This is a genomic window from Duganella lactea (assembly GCF_009857505.1).
GTDB lineage: Bacteria > Pseudomonadota > Gammaproteobacteria > Burkholderiales > Burkholderiaceae_D > Rugamonas > Rugamonas lactea.
Map to the genome: position 1 here is coordinate 1 of NZ_WWCP01000003.1, position 14,374 is coordinate 14,374.

9 protein-coding genes are annotated in these 14,374 nt (G+C 65.1%); 3 read left to right on the forward strand and 6 right to left on the reverse strand.

Annotation, left to right across the window (positions count from 1 at the left end; genetic code table 11):
- Positions 1-175 precede the first annotated feature (175 nt).
- The gene (locus tag GTP44_RS04555) at positions 176-2,056 is read right to left on the reverse strand and encodes a glucokinase (protein ID WP_161018519.1); all 1,881 of its coding nucleotides are present in this window, start codon (positions 2,054-2,056) and stop codon (positions 176-178) included.
- A gap of 251 nt (positions 2,057-2,307) precedes the next feature.
- Between GTP44_RS04555 and GTP44_RS04560 the strand changes: the two genes are divergently transcribed.
- Entirely contained in the window at positions 2,308-3,864 is a 1,557-nt protein-coding gene (locus tag GTP44_RS04560) for a POT-type proton-dependent oligopeptide transporter (protein ID WP_161018652.1), read from the forward strand.
- Here the strand turns inward: GTP44_RS04560 and GTP44_RS04565 are convergent.
- A complete protein-coding gene (locus tag GTP44_RS04565) occupies positions 3,848-5,923 on the reverse strand; it encodes a TonB-dependent siderophore receptor (protein WP_161018520.1) in 2,076 nt (691 codons plus the stop codon). The genes GTP44_RS04560 and GTP44_RS04565 overlap by 17 nt on opposite strands.
- Positions 5,924-6,159: 236 nt before the next feature.
- Here GTP44_RS04565 and GTP44_RS04570 point away from each other — a divergent pair, with 236 nt between their 5' ends.
- Positions 6,160-7,914, forward strand: coding sequence for a sensor domain-containing phosphodiesterase (locus GTP44_RS04570; RefSeq protein ID WP_161018521.1), 1,755 nt, complete (start codon positions 6,160-6,162; stop codon positions 7,912-7,914).
- Here GTP44_RS04570 and GTP44_RS04575 read toward each other — a convergent pair.
- Both GTP44_RS04575 and GTP44_RS04580 read right to left on the reverse strand, forming a co-directional pair.
- On the reverse strand, positions 7,904-9,535 hold the full coding sequence (locus tag GTP44_RS04575; protein ID WP_161018522.1) for an alpha-D-glucose phosphate-specific phosphoglucomutase: 1,632 nt from the start codon (positions 9,533-9,535) through the stop codon (positions 7,904-7,906). The genes GTP44_RS04570 and GTP44_RS04575 overlap by 11 nt on opposite strands.
- Positions 9,536-9,635: 100 nt before the next feature.
- Positions 9,636-11,270: an ATP-binding domain-containing protein gene (locus GTP44_RS04580; protein WP_161018523.1), complete on the reverse strand. Its 1,635-nt coding sequence runs from the start codon at positions 11,268-11,270 to the stop codon at positions 9,636-9,638.
- Positions 11,271-11,411: 141 nt separating this feature from the next.
- On the opposite strand from GTP44_RS04580, the gene GTP44_RS04585 reads away from it, so the two are divergent.
- The gene (locus tag GTP44_RS04585; protein ID WP_161018524.1) at positions 11,412-13,226 is read left to right on the forward strand and encodes a M2 family metallopeptidase; all 1,815 of its coding nucleotides are present in this window, start codon (positions 11,412-11,414) and stop codon (positions 13,224-13,226) included.
- A 43-nt stretch (positions 13,227-13,269) separates the two neighbouring features.
- Here GTP44_RS04585 and GTP44_RS04590 read toward each other — a convergent pair whose 3' ends face one another.
- Together GTP44_RS04590 and GTP44_RS04595 are read right to left on the reverse strand one after the other, a co-directional pair.
- A complete protein-coding gene (locus tag GTP44_RS04590; RefSeq protein ID WP_160989389.1) occupies positions 13,270-13,782 on the reverse strand; it encodes a GNAT family N-acetyltransferase in 513 nt (170 codons plus the stop codon).
- Positions 13,779-14,300: a GNAT family N-acetyltransferase gene (locus GTP44_RS04595; protein ID WP_161018525.1), complete on the reverse strand. Its 522-nt coding sequence runs from the start codon at positions 14,298-14,300 to the stop codon at positions 13,779-13,781. Before GTP44_RS04595 ends, GTP44_RS04590 begins: the two co-directional genes overlap by 4 nt.
- Positions 14,301-14,374: the final 74 nt, after the last annotated feature.

The window sequence follows — 14,374 nt, forward strand, 5'->3', positions numbered from 1 at the left end:
CACGGGTTCAACTACCCAAAGTCTGGTCGGCGTCACCCTGCCTGACCGTTGCCACCTCCACATTATCCGGCGATGGCGCGGTAGATTCAATATACGAGGTCTGACATTCGCACACGGGCTCAACTGCTACGCAGTTGAGCCCGTGTGCGAATGTCAGACCTGACACCGGTTTTTATTAGCCGTCGAGGTGGGAGATCAGCAGGCGGCGGTGGTCGGCGTCACCCTGGCTGCTCTTGTGCTCGACCACCAGGCGGGCGTTCTGCGCGTCCAGCGAGATGCCAACCGACAGGATGTCGATCAGCAGCAGTTGCAGGATGCGCGAGATCATCGACAGGAACGTGGTGCTGTCCTCCGTGTGATCCACCGTCAGGCACACGCTGGCTTTCTTCGCCAGCGGCGAGTGGCTGGCGGTGATGGCGATGACGTCGGCCCCGGCCGCGCGCGCCGCGTCCACCGCCGCCAGCAATTCAGGCAATTTTCCGGAATTCGATATCGCGATCACCACGTCGCCCGGCTTCAGCAGCTCGGCCGCCAGCGTCAGCAGGTGGGCGTCGCCATAGGCGGCGGTGGGGATGCGGAAACGGAAGAATTTGTGCTGGCCGTCCAGCGCCACCACGCGCGAGTTGCCCATCGCGTAGAACTCGACCCGCTGCGCCTTGGCCACCAGCGCGATCGCCTTGTCCAGCGCGCGCACATCAAGCTGATCGCGGAATTTCAAAATCGCCGAGACCGTGTTGTCGATCACTTTCGCGCTCAGGTCGTGCGTGCTGTCGCTGATCCGCACCTGGCTGTGCCGCACCGGGATCGAGCCGGTCAGGCTGCTGGCGAACTTCAGCTTGAAGTCGGCCAGGCCAAGGAAACCCAGCGAGCGGCAGAAACGGATCACGGTCGGCTGGCTCACCTCGGCCAGCCGCGCGATGTCGGCGATCGGTTCGTTCAACACCAGCCGCGGCTGCTCCAGCACCAGTTGGGCGACGCGCTGCTCGGCCGGCGTCAGTTCGTGCTGCAGATGCTGCACACGCTCCATCAGCGTGTTGGCGCCGCTGCGCCCGCGCAGGTGTTCGGACAGGATCGTCGCCACGCCGTAAAACGCCGGATTCGGCGTCGTGATCACGTAGGTCGGAATCTCGGTCAGGTAGCTGGTGAAGCGTCCCTTGGCTTCAAAGCGCGCGCGGAACGGCGAGCTGGCGAACCATTCGCCCAGCCGCGGCACGATGCCGCCGCCAATGAAAAGGCCGCCGAACGCGCCCAGCGTCACCGCCAGGTTGGCGCTGGCGCCGCCCAGCATGGCGCAGAAGCATTCCAGCACTTCCAGGCACAGCGGGTCCTTGTCGGTCAGCGCGCCGGCGATGATTTCCTGGGCGCTCAGCTCGCGCACCTGGCGGCCGTTGCGCCGCGCCAGCGCGCGGTAGGTGATTTCGATGCCGGGGCCCGAGATCAGCCGCTCGGTCGACACGTGCGACCAGGTCTGCCACGCGTATTGCAGGATCGCATACTCGCGCTCGTCCGCCGGCGCGAAGTTGGTGTGGCCGCCCTCCGACCCCAGCGTGACGAAGCCGTCCACCGTGGGAATCACGCCCGACACGCCCAGACCGGTACCCGGCCCCAGCACGCCGATCACCGAATTGGCCACCGGCTTGCCGCCGCCTACCTGCATCAGGTCGCCCGGCTTCAGGCCCGGCAGCGACATCGCCAGCGCCGTGAAATCGTTCACCAGCAGCAGCGTGTGCAGGCCGAGCGCACGGCGCACCGCGTCGGTGGAGAACTCCCAGTCGCGGTTGGTCATGCTGATGTGGTCGCCGCTGACCGGGTTGGCCACCGCCAGCGCCGCGTGTTTCAGGCCCAGGTTCATGCCGGCATGCTCGGACAGATAGCTGCGCACCAGGGCGACAATGTCCGGGTAGTCGTCGCACTGCAGCACGCGCACCGCGCGGAACTCGCCGGGGGCGGTCTGCAGCGCGAAGCGGGCGTGGGTGGCGCCGATGTCGGCCAGCAGGCGCGGGCCGTCGGCGAAGGCGCTACGGTGCAGTTTTTGATCCACTTCGGCAGGTTTCATCGTCGTTCAGTCCGGACAGTTGGCGGAAGCATACCTGAATTGTTGATTTCCCACTACGCCGGGCGGGACGGCACGTCGCAATCACGCCCCGTGATGCGTTATAGTCCCGTTTTGCGGGGGGACGATGATCACCAATGACCGTCCCCAACAACAACGACCGGGCATTTTTACCAGGATGCCCGCGATAACAGTAGTGGTCACACTACGCAACCACAGGAGTACACAGCGTGAGCAATAACGGCAACGGGCCGATGCCCCGGCAAATTCCCTACATCATCGCCAACGAGGGCTGCGAGCGCTTCAGCTTTTACGGCATGCGCAACATCCTGACGCCCTTCTTGCTCAGTACGCTGCTATTGTTCATTCCGATCGGCGACCGCACCGCCGAGGCCAAGCATATCTTCCACACCTTTGTCATCGGCGTGTACTTCTTCCCGCTGCTGGGCGGCTGGATCGCCGACCGCTACTGGGGCAAGTACAAGACGGTGTTCTGGTTCAGCCTGATCTACGTGGCCGGCCACGCCTGCCTGGCGATTTTCGAGCACAACCTGGAAGGCTTCTACCTCGGGCTGGCGCTGATCGCGTTCGGCTCGGGCGGCATCAAGCCGCTGGTGGTGGCCTTCGTCGGCGACCAGTTCGACCAGACCAACAAGAACCGCGCCAAGCTGGTGTTCGACGCCTTCTACTGGATCATCAACTTCGGCTCCTTCTTCGCCTCGCTGCTGATGCCGGTGCTGCTGCGCGACTACGGCCCGAGCGTGGCGTTCGGCATTCCGGGCCTGCTGATGGCGATCGCCACCGTGGTGTTCTGGCTGGGCCGCCACAAGTATGTGCACGTGCCGCCGGCCGCGCCCAATCCCGACGCCTTCAGCAGCGTCGCCCGCACCGCGCTGCTGGCGCATACGCCGGGGCAATCGCGTCCCGGCCTGTGGGTGGCCGGCGCCGGCGCCGTGGCGGCGCTGATCTCGCTGGGCCTGACGCCGTCGATCGGCTTCGTCATCGCCGCCTGCACGGCGCTGGTGCTGGTGCTGGTCTTCGGCGGCGTCGGCGTGTCGATGCAACTGGAGCGCGCGCGCGGCGTCCACACCGACGCCGCGGTAGAGGGTGTGCGCGCGGTGCTGCGCATCCTGATCGTGTTCGCCATGATCACGCCGTTCTGGTCGCTGTTCGATCAGAAGGCCTCGACCTGGATCGTCCAGGCCAACGCCATGGACAGCCCGCTGCTGTCGATCTTCGGCTGGGAGTTCACGCTGCTGCCGGCGCAGATGCAGGCGGTCAATCCGATTCTGGTGATGTTGCTGATCCCGCTGAACAACATCCTGCTGTTCCCGCTGATGCGCGCCATCGGCATCACGCCAACGCCGCTGCGCCGCATGGGCCTGGGCATCGCGCTGTCGGCCTCGTCGTGGGTGGTGATCGGCATGATCCAGCTGTGGATGGATGGCGGCGACCACGTGTCGATCCTGTGGCAGTTGCTGCCGTATGCGCTGCTGACGCTGGGCGAGGTGCTGGTGTCGGCCACCGGCCTGGAGTTCGCTTACAGCCAGGCGCCGGCGTCGATGAAGGGCATCATTCTGAGTTTCTGGTATCTGGCCGTCACGGTCGGCAACCTGTGGGTGCTGATCGTCAACTCGGCGGTGAAGAACGATGTGGTCGGCGGCTGGATCGCCCACAGCGGGCTCAGTCCGATCGCCTTCCAGATGTTCTTCTTCGCCGCCTTTGCCGCCGTGGTCACCGCCATCTTCGCGCTGTACGCCACGCGCTACAAGATGGTGGACAACTATCGTTCTGCTACAAGTCAACCTTGACGCGGGCGACGATATTGCGGGCCACGCCCGGCACCACGTACAGGTTGCTCCACGAGTTGCTGTAGTACTCGCGGTTGAACAGATTGTTGACGTCCAGCGACAGGCGGGTGCGCTGGTCGACCTGCCAGTAGCCCAGCAGCTTGGCGGTCGCATACGACGGCAGCGAGTACGTGTCGGCCGGATTGCCGGAGCGCTCGCCAACGTAGTTGGCGCCGCCGCCGATGCCCCAGCGGCCACCGCCCGCCAGCGCCGCCTCGCGGATCAGCAGCAGGCCGGCGCTGGTCTTCGGCACGTTCATCAGGCGCGCGCCGCTGCGCAGCGTGCTGTCCTTCGTCACGCGCGCGTCGATCCACGCGAAGTTGGCGCTGACGCGCCAGTGGTCGTCGAGCTGGCCGAAGGCGTCGGCTTCAAAGCCGCTGCTCTTGACCTCGCCCGCCGCCACCGAGTAGCCCGGCACATCGCTGGCGGTCAGCACATTGGTCTTGGTGATGTCGAACACGGCGAAGTTGGCGCCGAGGCGTTCGTCCGCGCTCAGCAGCTTGAGGCCGGCCTCATACGAGGTCGCATGCTGCGGATCGAAGGCGCGGCCGGCGATGTCGGTGCCGCTGTTGCCGCGGAACGATTTGCCGGCCGACAGATACAGCGAACTCCACGCGGTCGGCAGATAGGTCAGGCCGGCACGCGGCGACACTTCGCTCTGCTTCTGGCGGACGTCGGTCTTGGCCACGCGGTTGATCGCGTGCTGCTGGTACTCGTCCCAGCGCAGGCCGGCCAGCAGCTTCCACTGTGACGACAGGCTGATCTGATCCTGCGCGAACAGCGCCTTCACGCGCTGCTGCTCGTCCGAGCTGCTGGTCAGCAGCGTCAGCGGCGGCGCCGGCTTGCCGTACACCGGCGCGTAGATATCGATCGGGTAATTGGTCGAACGCTGAATCTCGATATTCATGAACAGGCTCGACGCCTCGGCGCCGAACAGCACCGTGTGGCCGATCGCGCCGGTCTCGAACTTGCCCTCGACCTCCGCCTGCATCGACACATCGCGCGACGGCAGCTGGCGCCAGGTGGCCTGACGGTTCAGCGTGCGGTTGTCGGCGGCCAGCGAAGTGGCCTCGGTGTACTCGCCATCGAAGGTGCTTTCCTTGTAGCTGGCGCCGACCTTGGCGCGCCAGCCCTCAGCCAGCACGCGGTCCAGCGTCAGCTGATGGGTATCGCTGTTCAGACGCATATTGCGGTCGGACGGCTCGTTGAGCACGCGGTCGCGCGGCAGCGTGCCCAGCACGCCGCGCACATTGATGATGCCGCGATCCAGCGGCGTGTTCGCGCGCATGAACTCGCCCTCGTAATTCAGCACGGTGGCGTTATCGATCACCCAGGTCAGCGCCGGCGCCACCAGATGGCGCCGGTTGTCCAGCAGCGACGAGCGGCTCATGCCCTCTTCCGTCATCAGGTTGAGGCGGTAGGCGACGTTGCTGCTCAGGGCGCCGGTGCTGTCCAATGTCGCGCGGCGCAGGCCACGGCTGCCGACGCTCGCCTCGGCCACATTGTGAGCCGTGAACATCGGCTTCTTGGTGACGATGTTGATGGTGCCGCCCGGCTCGGTGCTGCCATACACGGCGGACGCCGGTCCCTTGAGGAATTCGAAGCGCTCCACGGTGGCGGTGTCGCGTGGCGGGTTGTAGCCGCGCGAACCGGCGAAGCCGTTGACCAGGAAGCCCATTTCAGTGCTGCTGAAGCCACGGATGCCGAAGTTGTCCCAGGTGCCGCCAAAGTCGTTCAGCCGCGAGATGCCGCTGACATAATCAACCGTGTCGGCCAGGCGCAAGGCGCCCAGGTCTTCGATCTGCTGCGCCGTCATCACGCGTACCGCCTGCGGCAGCTCGCGCAGCGGCGTGTCGGTGCGGGTGGCGCCGCTGGAATGCGATGGATTATAGCGATCAGTGCTGCGGTCACCGGACACCGTGACCTGGGGCAGCGCCTGCTCGCCCTCCTGCGCAAACAGCAGCGGCGCGGCGGACATCAGACCAACCGCGAGGGCGGAACTTCGAATGCGAAACAACATACAGTACCCGTAGAGAAAGAAGAAAGTCCGACAATATAAATGAGAAGCATTATCAATTGCAAATTTTTCTCGCGCACGATTCCGCAAACTTTACGCGGCGGGAGCGACGCCGTGATACCATATCTTTACTCGTAGAAATAATATTGACATTTCCTCTATTTCGAGCCCCATCCCCGCTCCCGATCTTCGCCGTGCCCTGACCCGCATTGCACCTGAACTGCTTGACGGATTTGCACATGCTGAACTCCCAACCGAACGCCGAGGCGCGCCGCCTTGATGCGCTGCATAAACTGAACCTGCTGGACACGCCGTCCAGCGAGGCCTTCGACCGCATCACGCGCATGGCGGCCAGCCTGTTCAAGCTGCCGATCGCCGCCATCTCGCTGAGCGATGCCAACCGCCAGTGGTTCAAGTCGCGCGTCGGCGTCGAGCACGACTCGATTCCGCGTCTGCGCGCACCCTGCGGCCAGATCGCCGACAGCAGCGACGTGCTGGTGATTCCCGACCTGGCGCAGGACGACTACTACCGCGACAGCCTGCTGGCGGCCCAGGGCATCCGTTATTACGCCGGTGCGCCGCTGACCACCAACGACGGCCACTGCCTCGGCGCCATGTGCGTGCTCGGCACCGAGCCGCGCGATACGGCGCCGGAAGAACTGTCGGCGCTGTGCGACCTGGCCGGCATGGTGATGGCGCAGATCGAACTGCAGCACGCGCTGGGCCGCGTCGATGCCGTCAGCGGCCTGCCCAACCGCCACCAGTACATCGAGGATTTCCACGATCTGCAACTGGACGCCGGCGACAACGAACAACGCCTCGCGGTGCTGCTCAACCTGGCCACGCCGGATCAGCTGAACCACGCCGCGCGGGCCATGAAGTCGACCTATCTGGACGAACTGGTGACCGAAGGCGCGCGCTGGCTGCGCGAGGAAATCGGCCGCGGCCAGCGCATCTACCACGTCGCCACCGCGCAGTTCATGCTGCTGTCGCCGCCGGGCCGGACGCTGGCCGAGTGGCTGCCGAAGGTAGAGGCGCGCATGCAGCGGGCGCAGATCATCGCCCGCACGCACCACGTGGCCACGCCATCGGCGGGCGTGGTGCCGTTCGAGGTCCACCACGACGACGCGCTGTCGGTGCTGCGCAAGGCGCGCAGCGCGGCGTTCGACGCCATGGCCCGTCCGAGCCATGTGGCGGTGTACTCGCACGAGGAAGACGCGCTGTATCAGCGCCGGTTCAACCTGCTCAACGACTTCAGCGCCGCGCTGACCAGCCGTGACCAGCTACGCCTGGTGTTCCAGCCGCGCATCTGCGTCGCCACCGGCGCCTGCCTCGGCGCCGAGGCGCTGCTGCGCTGGAACCATCCGACGCTGGGCGCCGTGAGCCCGGGCGAATTCATTCCGATTGTCGAACGTTCGGGCCTGGCGCAAGCCACCACCGCCTGGGTGCTGGACGCGGCGCTGCGACAGCAGCAGACGTGGCGCCAGGCCGGCATGGCGCTGCAAGTGTCGGTCAATGTGTCGGCGGCCAACCTGAGTGAAGACGGCTTCGCCGACAGCGTCCATGCCTGTCTGGCGCGCCACCATCTGCCGCCGGACTGCCTGGAGCTGGAGATCACCGAAAGCGCCATCATGGAGGAGCCGCTGAAGGCGCACGCCACGCTGGCGGACATCGCCGCGCTGGGCGTGGGGCTGGCGATCGACGATTTCGGCACCGGCTACAGCAGCCTGTCCTACCTGCAGAAGATGCCGGCCGACGTGGTGAAGATCGACCAGTCCTTCATCCGCGACCTGGAACACGGCGCGCGCCAGCAGGCGCTGGTGAAGGCGATGATCACGCTGTCGCAGGATTTGGGCCACCGCGTGGTGGCCGAGGGCGTGGAAAGCGAAGCGGTGCTGGCCTTCCTGCGCGACGCCGGCTGCGACGAGGCGCAGGGCTATCTGTTCGCGGCGCCGATGGAGGCGCCGGCCTTCGCCGCCTATCTCAGGTGGTGACGGTGGGATGGGCGCGGCCGGTCCAGTCGGCGATGCCGGCGACCTGCTCGGCGATCAGTGCCAGCGGGTACAGCGCCTGCTGCGTCGGCAACTGGTGGAAAGCCGGATCGGGCTCGTAGCGTTCCAGATAGACGCGCAGCGTCGCCCCTTCGGTGCCGGTTCCCGACAAGCGGAATACCACGCGTGAACCGTTGGTCATCACAATGCGTATGCCCTGCCGGCTGGCGACCGCGCCGTCGACCGGATCGGTGTAGTCAAAATCATCGGCCAGCGCCACCACGTGGTGGCCCAGGTCCTGCCCCTTCAACGTGGCCAGCTTGATGCGCAGGGAAGCCATCAACTCATTGGCCGCCTCGGTCTCCACCGCTTCATAGTCGTGGCGCGAATAGTAGTTGCGGCCGAAGCGCTTCCAGTGTTCGCTCACCAGCTGCTCGACCGATTTGCCGGTGACAGCCAGCAGGTTAAGCCAGAACAGCACCGCCCACAAACCATCCTTCTCGCGGATGTGGTCCGAGCCGGTGCCGTAGCTCTCCTCGCCACACAGCGTGGCCATGCCGGCGTCCAGCAGATTGCCGAAGAACTTCCAGCCGGTCGGCGTTTCAAAGCACGGAATGCCCAGCGCCTCGGCCACGCGGTCGGCCGCCCGCGAGGTCGGCATCGAACGGGCGATGCCTTTCAAACCGGCGCGGTAACCTGGCGCCAGGGTCGCGTGTGCGGCCAGCACGGCCAGGCTGTCGGACGGCGTGACGTCGAATTTCCGGCCGAGGATCATATTGCGGTCGCCATCGCCATCGGAGGCGGCGCCAAAGTCCGGCGCGTTATCGGCGGCCATGATCTCGATCAGTTGCGCGGCGTTGACCGGATTCGGGTCAGGATGATGGCCGCCGAAATCCTCCAGCGGCACGGCGTTGATCACCGTGCCGGCGGGCGCGCCAAGCTGGCCCTCGATGATCGCCTTGGCATACGGGCCTGAGACCGCGTGCATGCCATCGAAGCACATGCGAAAGCCGCCGGCGAACAGCTGGCGGATGGCGTCGAAGTCGAACAGGCGCTCCATCAGCGCCGCGTAGTCGGCCACCGGATCGATGACCGTCACCTCGGTCTGCTCGATGCGGGTGGGGCCGAGGCGGTTCACATCGATATCGGCCGCGTCACTGATGCGGTAATGGGCGATGGTTTCGGTACGCTGAAAAATCGCCTCGGTGACGTTTTCCGGCGCCGGGCCGCCGTTGGCGATGTTGTACTTGATGCCGAAATCGCCGTCCGGCCCACCCGGATTATGGCTGGCCGACAGCACGATGCCGCCGAGGGCGCCGTGCTTGCGGATCACGCAGCTGACGGCGGGCGTGGACAGAATGCCGCCCTGCCCCACCAGCACCCTGGCAAAGCCGTGCGCCGCCGCCATGCGCAGTATGGTCTGCACGGCGACGCGGTTATGGAAGCGGCCATCGCCGCCCAGCACCAGCGTCTTGCCGCCGCAATCGCCCAGCGTGTCGAACACGCTCTGTACAAAATTTTCAAGATAGCCGGCTTGCTGGAACACCGCGACTTTCTTGCGCAGGCCGGAAGTGCCCGGCCGCTGGCCGGGGAAGGGAGTGGTATTGACCGTCGTGATGCTCATGTTCGCTCCGCATAGTTGGGTGACAGACCTCGGTTCCTCGTCTTGCCAACGATCTTACCTCAGACAGGCTGCGCCTCGTCGCCCCCTATGCGCGCACCGCTTACAGACGGTCGAGCAGCTGTTGTTCGGCGCGGTCGCTGAGGACCAGCACCAGCTTCAGGCGCGCGCGCGTCATGCCGACGAACAGCTTGCGCAGCACCAGCTGGTCCATCTGCTCAAAATCGATTTCGGTGAAGATGATGGCCGGCGCCGACTGGCCCTTGAAGCGGCAAACCGATTCCGCCAGCAGGCCGCCGTCGCGGTACTGCGGATTGCCGAACAAATCGTATTCACCGGTGAAGGACTTCAGCGTATGCACCTCGCTCAACTGATCCAGGTGCAGGATCACCGACTTTTCCCGCCCGCGGAACGAAGCGATGGCGATGTCGTGCCGCGCGAAGCCGGCCGACAGGCACGAGCTGATGGCTTTGCGCGTTTGCACCAGCATCGCCTCGGTGTCGCCGTGCGGGTAGACCAGTTCCTCGATATCGGCGCCCTTGAACGGGCTGCCCGCCTCCACCGGCGTCTGCGTCGCGCCGATCGACGCCAGGAGGTCGACGATCTGGCGCGGGCTGCGGTAGTTGGTGTCCGAATGCAGCTTGACCCAGCCAGGCAAGTCCACGCTGTCCTTGCCGTACAGGTTCTGGTTCGGATCTTCCAGCCAGATGGCGCGGCCGTCCGGCTTCAGCATGCGCAGCACGATATCGCGCCACGCCGCCGAAAAATCCTGGCCCTCGTCGACGATCAGCACATCGTAGCGCCAGTCCGGCGGCAGTTCGGAGGACGCCATCTGCGCCTCGATATCGCTCCACACATCCGGCGCGGCGTAATTGGGAATCTGCCCGCGCTGGCGGGCGAAGGCATCGCTCAGCGAATGGAAGCTGGTCACGCGGCCGCCCGGCGGCACCAGGCTCTCGATATGATCGGCCAGCGGCCGGTTGTAGCACACGTACAGCGGACACAGGCCGGCGTCGATGGCGGCGGTGTACTCGGCCAGCGCCAGCTGCGTCTTGCCGCTGCCGGCGGTACCGGCCACGCGCAGACGGAACGGCGCGAACTCCAACCGATGCGCCCAGGTCGCCAGGCCGCCCGACAACCGCGCCACCATGCGCGCGGCGTTGCCGATCATCGCGCTCGGATCGGGACGAAGGCTGAGCATATTGCCGAGGAAGCGCGTCACCTTGTCGAACTGTGCATCCGGCCTGGCGTCGGTGACGGGCAGGATATCGCGCACCATGCGGGCCAGTTGCGTCTTGTTGTTGGCATCGACGATATGGCGCGGGTCCAGGCCCGCCAAATGCGGATCGCGCACAATGTAGTCGGGGCAGTAGAGCAGATAATCGATCGACAGCGCGCCGCCGAAACGCTCGGTCAGCACGCTGATGGCGCGCATGATGTGCTGCGCCACCTTGCGCGGCTTGCCGGCGTACTGCTTCACCAGACCATCCGGCGTCTCGTTGAGGAAGCCGGCGATCTGCTCGATCAACAGCAGGCGGCCGTTCGGCGCCACGATCACAAAGTCCACCTGATCGAAGGCCGAAAAACCCTTCTCCACATTCGTCCAGTGCACGCCGTGATAGATATGATACGGCGCCTCGGCCAGGGTAGTGTTCAGATAAGCCAGCGTTTCGATCTCGCGCGCCGCCGCGCCGGTCGCCGACATCTCTTGCCAGCCGGTAGGGTGAAGATGAGCCATAAATTCAACGCCATCATAAAAAAGCCTATTGTACGGTGTCAGGTCTGACATTCGCACACGGGCTCAACTGCTACGCAGTTGAGCCCGTGTGCGAATGTCAGACCTGACACCATGTATTATTCGCTATCAACACTCAGGGAGATGTCTGTGACACCAAAAATTATCAGCACGCTGCTGGCTACCGCCCTCGCAGCCACCGGCGCCACCGCGCTGGCCGCCCCCGCCACCAAACCGACCGTCGCCGAGGCCGAACGCTTCCTCGCCGATACCGAGGCCAAACTCAATACGCAGAACAATGAGCAGGCGCGCGCCGCCTGGGTCGGCTCCAACTTCATCACCGACGATACCGAAGGCATCGCGTCCTTCTTCGCCGAACGCTATCTGAGCGCTTCCGGCGAGGCCGCCATCGGCGCCCGCCGCTTCAACGGCCTGAAGCTGCCGGCGGCCTCGGCGCGCAAGCTGTCGCTGCTGCAGCAGACGGTGGTCTTCGCCGACCCGAAGGAACGCGCGCAGTACGCCGCGCTGCAGGCGGCGCTGAACGGCGCCTACGGCAAAGCCAAATACTGCCCGCAGCCCGGCGAGTGCATGGCCCTGGGCGAGATGGAAAAGGTGCTGGCCACCAGCCACGACGAGCCCAAGCTGAAACAGATGTGGCTCGGCTGGCACGCGCAAGCGCAGGACTACAAGCAGAAATACGCCGACTACATCGCCCTGTCCAACAAGGGCGCGCGGCAGATGGGCTTCGCCGACACCGGCGCGCTGTGGCGCTCGCAGTACGACATGCCGCCGGAGGCCTTCGCCGCCGAGATGGAACGCCTGTGGCAGCAGGTCAAGCCGCTGTACGATGCGCTGCACACCTACACCCGCCACAAGCTGCGCGCCACCTACGGCGCCGACGTGGTGCCGCTGACCGGCCCGATTCCGTCCCACCTGTTCGGCAATATGTGGAGCCAGAGCTGGACCAATCTGTATCCGATCCTGAAGCCGGCCACCGGCGCCAGCAGCTATGACCTGACCAAGGTGCTGGAGCAACGCAAGACCGACGCCAGGCAGATGACCAAGTACGCCGAGGGCTTCTACACCTCGCTGGGCATGCAGAAGCTGCCGGACTCGTTCTGGGAACGCTCGCTGCTGACCAAGCCGCGCGACCGCGATGTGGTGTGCCACGCGTCCGCCTGGCCGATCAACGAGAAGGACGATGTACGCATCAAGATGTGCATCACCCCGACCGCCGAGGACTTCACCGTCATCCACCACGAGCTGGGTCACATCTACTACTTCCTCGGCTACACCGGCCAGCCGTTCCTGTTCCGCAACGGCGCCAACGACGGCTTCCACGAAGCCATCGGCGACACCGTGGCGCTGTCGATCACGCCGGCCTATCTGAAGCAGATCGGCCTGATGGACCAGGAGCCGGACGTCACCGCCGACATCCCGCAGTTGCTGGAGCGCGCGCTGGCCAAGGTGGCGATCCTGCCGTTTGCCTACACGATGGATAAATGGCGCTGGGACGTCTACGCCGGCAAGACCAAGCCGGCCGACTACGACAAAAGCTGGTGGCAGTTGCGCGAGCAATACATGGGCATGAAACGCCCGGCCCCGGGCGACGACGCCAAGGGCTTCGACGCCGGCGCCAAGTACCATGTGGCGGCCGACGTCTCGTATGCGCGCTACTTCCTGGCCGACATGCTGCAGTTCCAGTTCCACCGCGCGCTGTGCCGCGAGGCCGGCTACAGCGGTCCGCTGAACCGCTGCTCGGTGTATGGCAACGCCAAAGCCGGCGCCAAGCTGCGGCAGCTGCTGGAACTGGGCGCCAGCAAGCCGTGGCCGGAAGCGCTGAAAGCCATCTCCGGCGAAGACAAGATCGATGGCAACGCGCTGCTCGAATACTTCGCGCCGCTGAAGACCTGGCTGGATCAGCAAAACGCCGCCTTCGCGGCGGCTGAGAAGCAGTAATCAGCCACACCTTCCGCTGCCGGCCCTCAGCCGGCAGCGGCGGTTAAATCAGCTGAAGGCTGTAAAGATTGGTGGGACGGTTATCCGGCGGCATCGCCTTGTGTTCGACAAACGTCAGACCCAGCTTTTCCAGCAGCTTGATCGACACCGTGTTGCCCGGACTGGTAATGCCCATCAGCCGCTGGATGCCCAGCACGTCGCGCGCATAGGCCACCACCGCCTCGGCCGCCTCGTAGGTATAACCCTGGCCGAAATAGGCGGGACGGATGGCGTAGCCGATATCCACCGCCGGCAGCGTGTCACGCTTGATCAGGCCACACAGGCCCAGCGGCTTGCCGTCGCTCTTGCGCTCCATCACATACAGCGAATGGCCGTGCCGCGCCTGCATCGCGCATGGTCCGTCAATGATGGCGGTACGTGCACCCTCGACGCTGCGGATGCCCTTGTCGCCGATATGCTCCAGCCAGGTCGGATCGTTGACCAGCTCGTAGTAAAAGGCCGCGTCGTCGGGCTCGATGGTGCGCAGCGTCAGGCGTTCGGTTTCGAGGATCTTCATGCGTCGGGCCAATGGGTGGGGTCTTCCAGCAACTGATACATCACGTAGACGTCGACGTAGCCGAGATATTGATGGCGGTAGGCGCGCGGCAACGTGCCGACGATGGAGAAGCCCAGCTTCTTCCACAGCAGCACGGCTGGCATGTTGGAACTGACCACATAGTTGAACTGCATCGCCAGATAGCCCAGCGCGCGGGCGCGGGCCAGGCAATGGCTGCCGAGCAACTTGCCAACGCCGACGCCCTGCGCCGCCGGGCTCACCATGAAGGCGGCGGTGGCCACGTGCGAGCCGCGGTCGCGCTGATTGGGCGTCAGCCGGTACATGCCGACCAGGCGCTCGCCGTTGAGCACGGCCACAAAGGTCTGGATGCCGGGACCGAACCAGTACGCATGACAATCGTCACGGCTGGTATCGGCGGCGAAGTAGTAGGTATCGCCACTGGCGATCAACTCCTGAAATATTTCCCACATGGCGCCAAAGTCGGCGTCCGTGGCGGGTCGGATGGCGATTTCTTTCAAGGCAACTCCATATGGATTTAACAATATCCATTGTCTTGTATTTCAGCAGCCAAGTCCAGCCTGTCCAACCCGAA

What these genes read in the sequence shown, in the direction of transcription:
- GTP44_RS04560 (WP_161018652.1), top strand. Translation starts at nt 2,308, where the DNA reads ATGCCCCGGCAAATTCCCTACATCATCGCCAACGAGGGCTGCGAGCGC.
- GTP44_RS04575 (WP_161018522.1), bottom strand. Translation starts at nt 9,535, where the DNA reads ATGAGCATCACGACGGTCAATACCACTCCCTTCCCCGGCCAGCGGCCG.
- GTP44_RS04585 (WP_161018524.1), top strand. Translation starts at nt 11,412, where the DNA reads ATGTCTGTGACACCAAAAATTATCAGCACGCTGCTGGCTACCGCCCTC.
- GTP44_RS04565 (WP_161018520.1), bottom strand. Translation starts at nt 5,923, where the DNA reads ATGTTGTTTCGCATTCGAAGTTCCGCCCTCGCGGTTGGTCTGATGTCC.
- GTP44_RS04570 (WP_161018521.1), top strand. Translation starts at nt 6,160, where the DNA reads ATGCTGAACTCCCAACCGAACGCCGAGGCGCGCCGCCTTGATGCGCTG.
- GTP44_RS04555 (WP_161018519.1), bottom strand. Translation starts at nt 2,056, where the DNA reads ATGAAACCTGCCGAAGTGGATCAAAAACTGCACCGTAGCGCCTTCGCC.
- GTP44_RS04590 (WP_160989389.1), bottom strand. Translation starts at nt 13,782, where the DNA reads ATGAAGATCCTCGAAACCGAACGCCTGACGCTGCGCACCATCGAGCCC.
- GTP44_RS04580 (WP_161018523.1), bottom strand. Translation starts at nt 11,270, where the DNA reads ATGGCTCATCTTCACCCTACCGGCTGGCAAGAGATGTCGGCGACCGGC.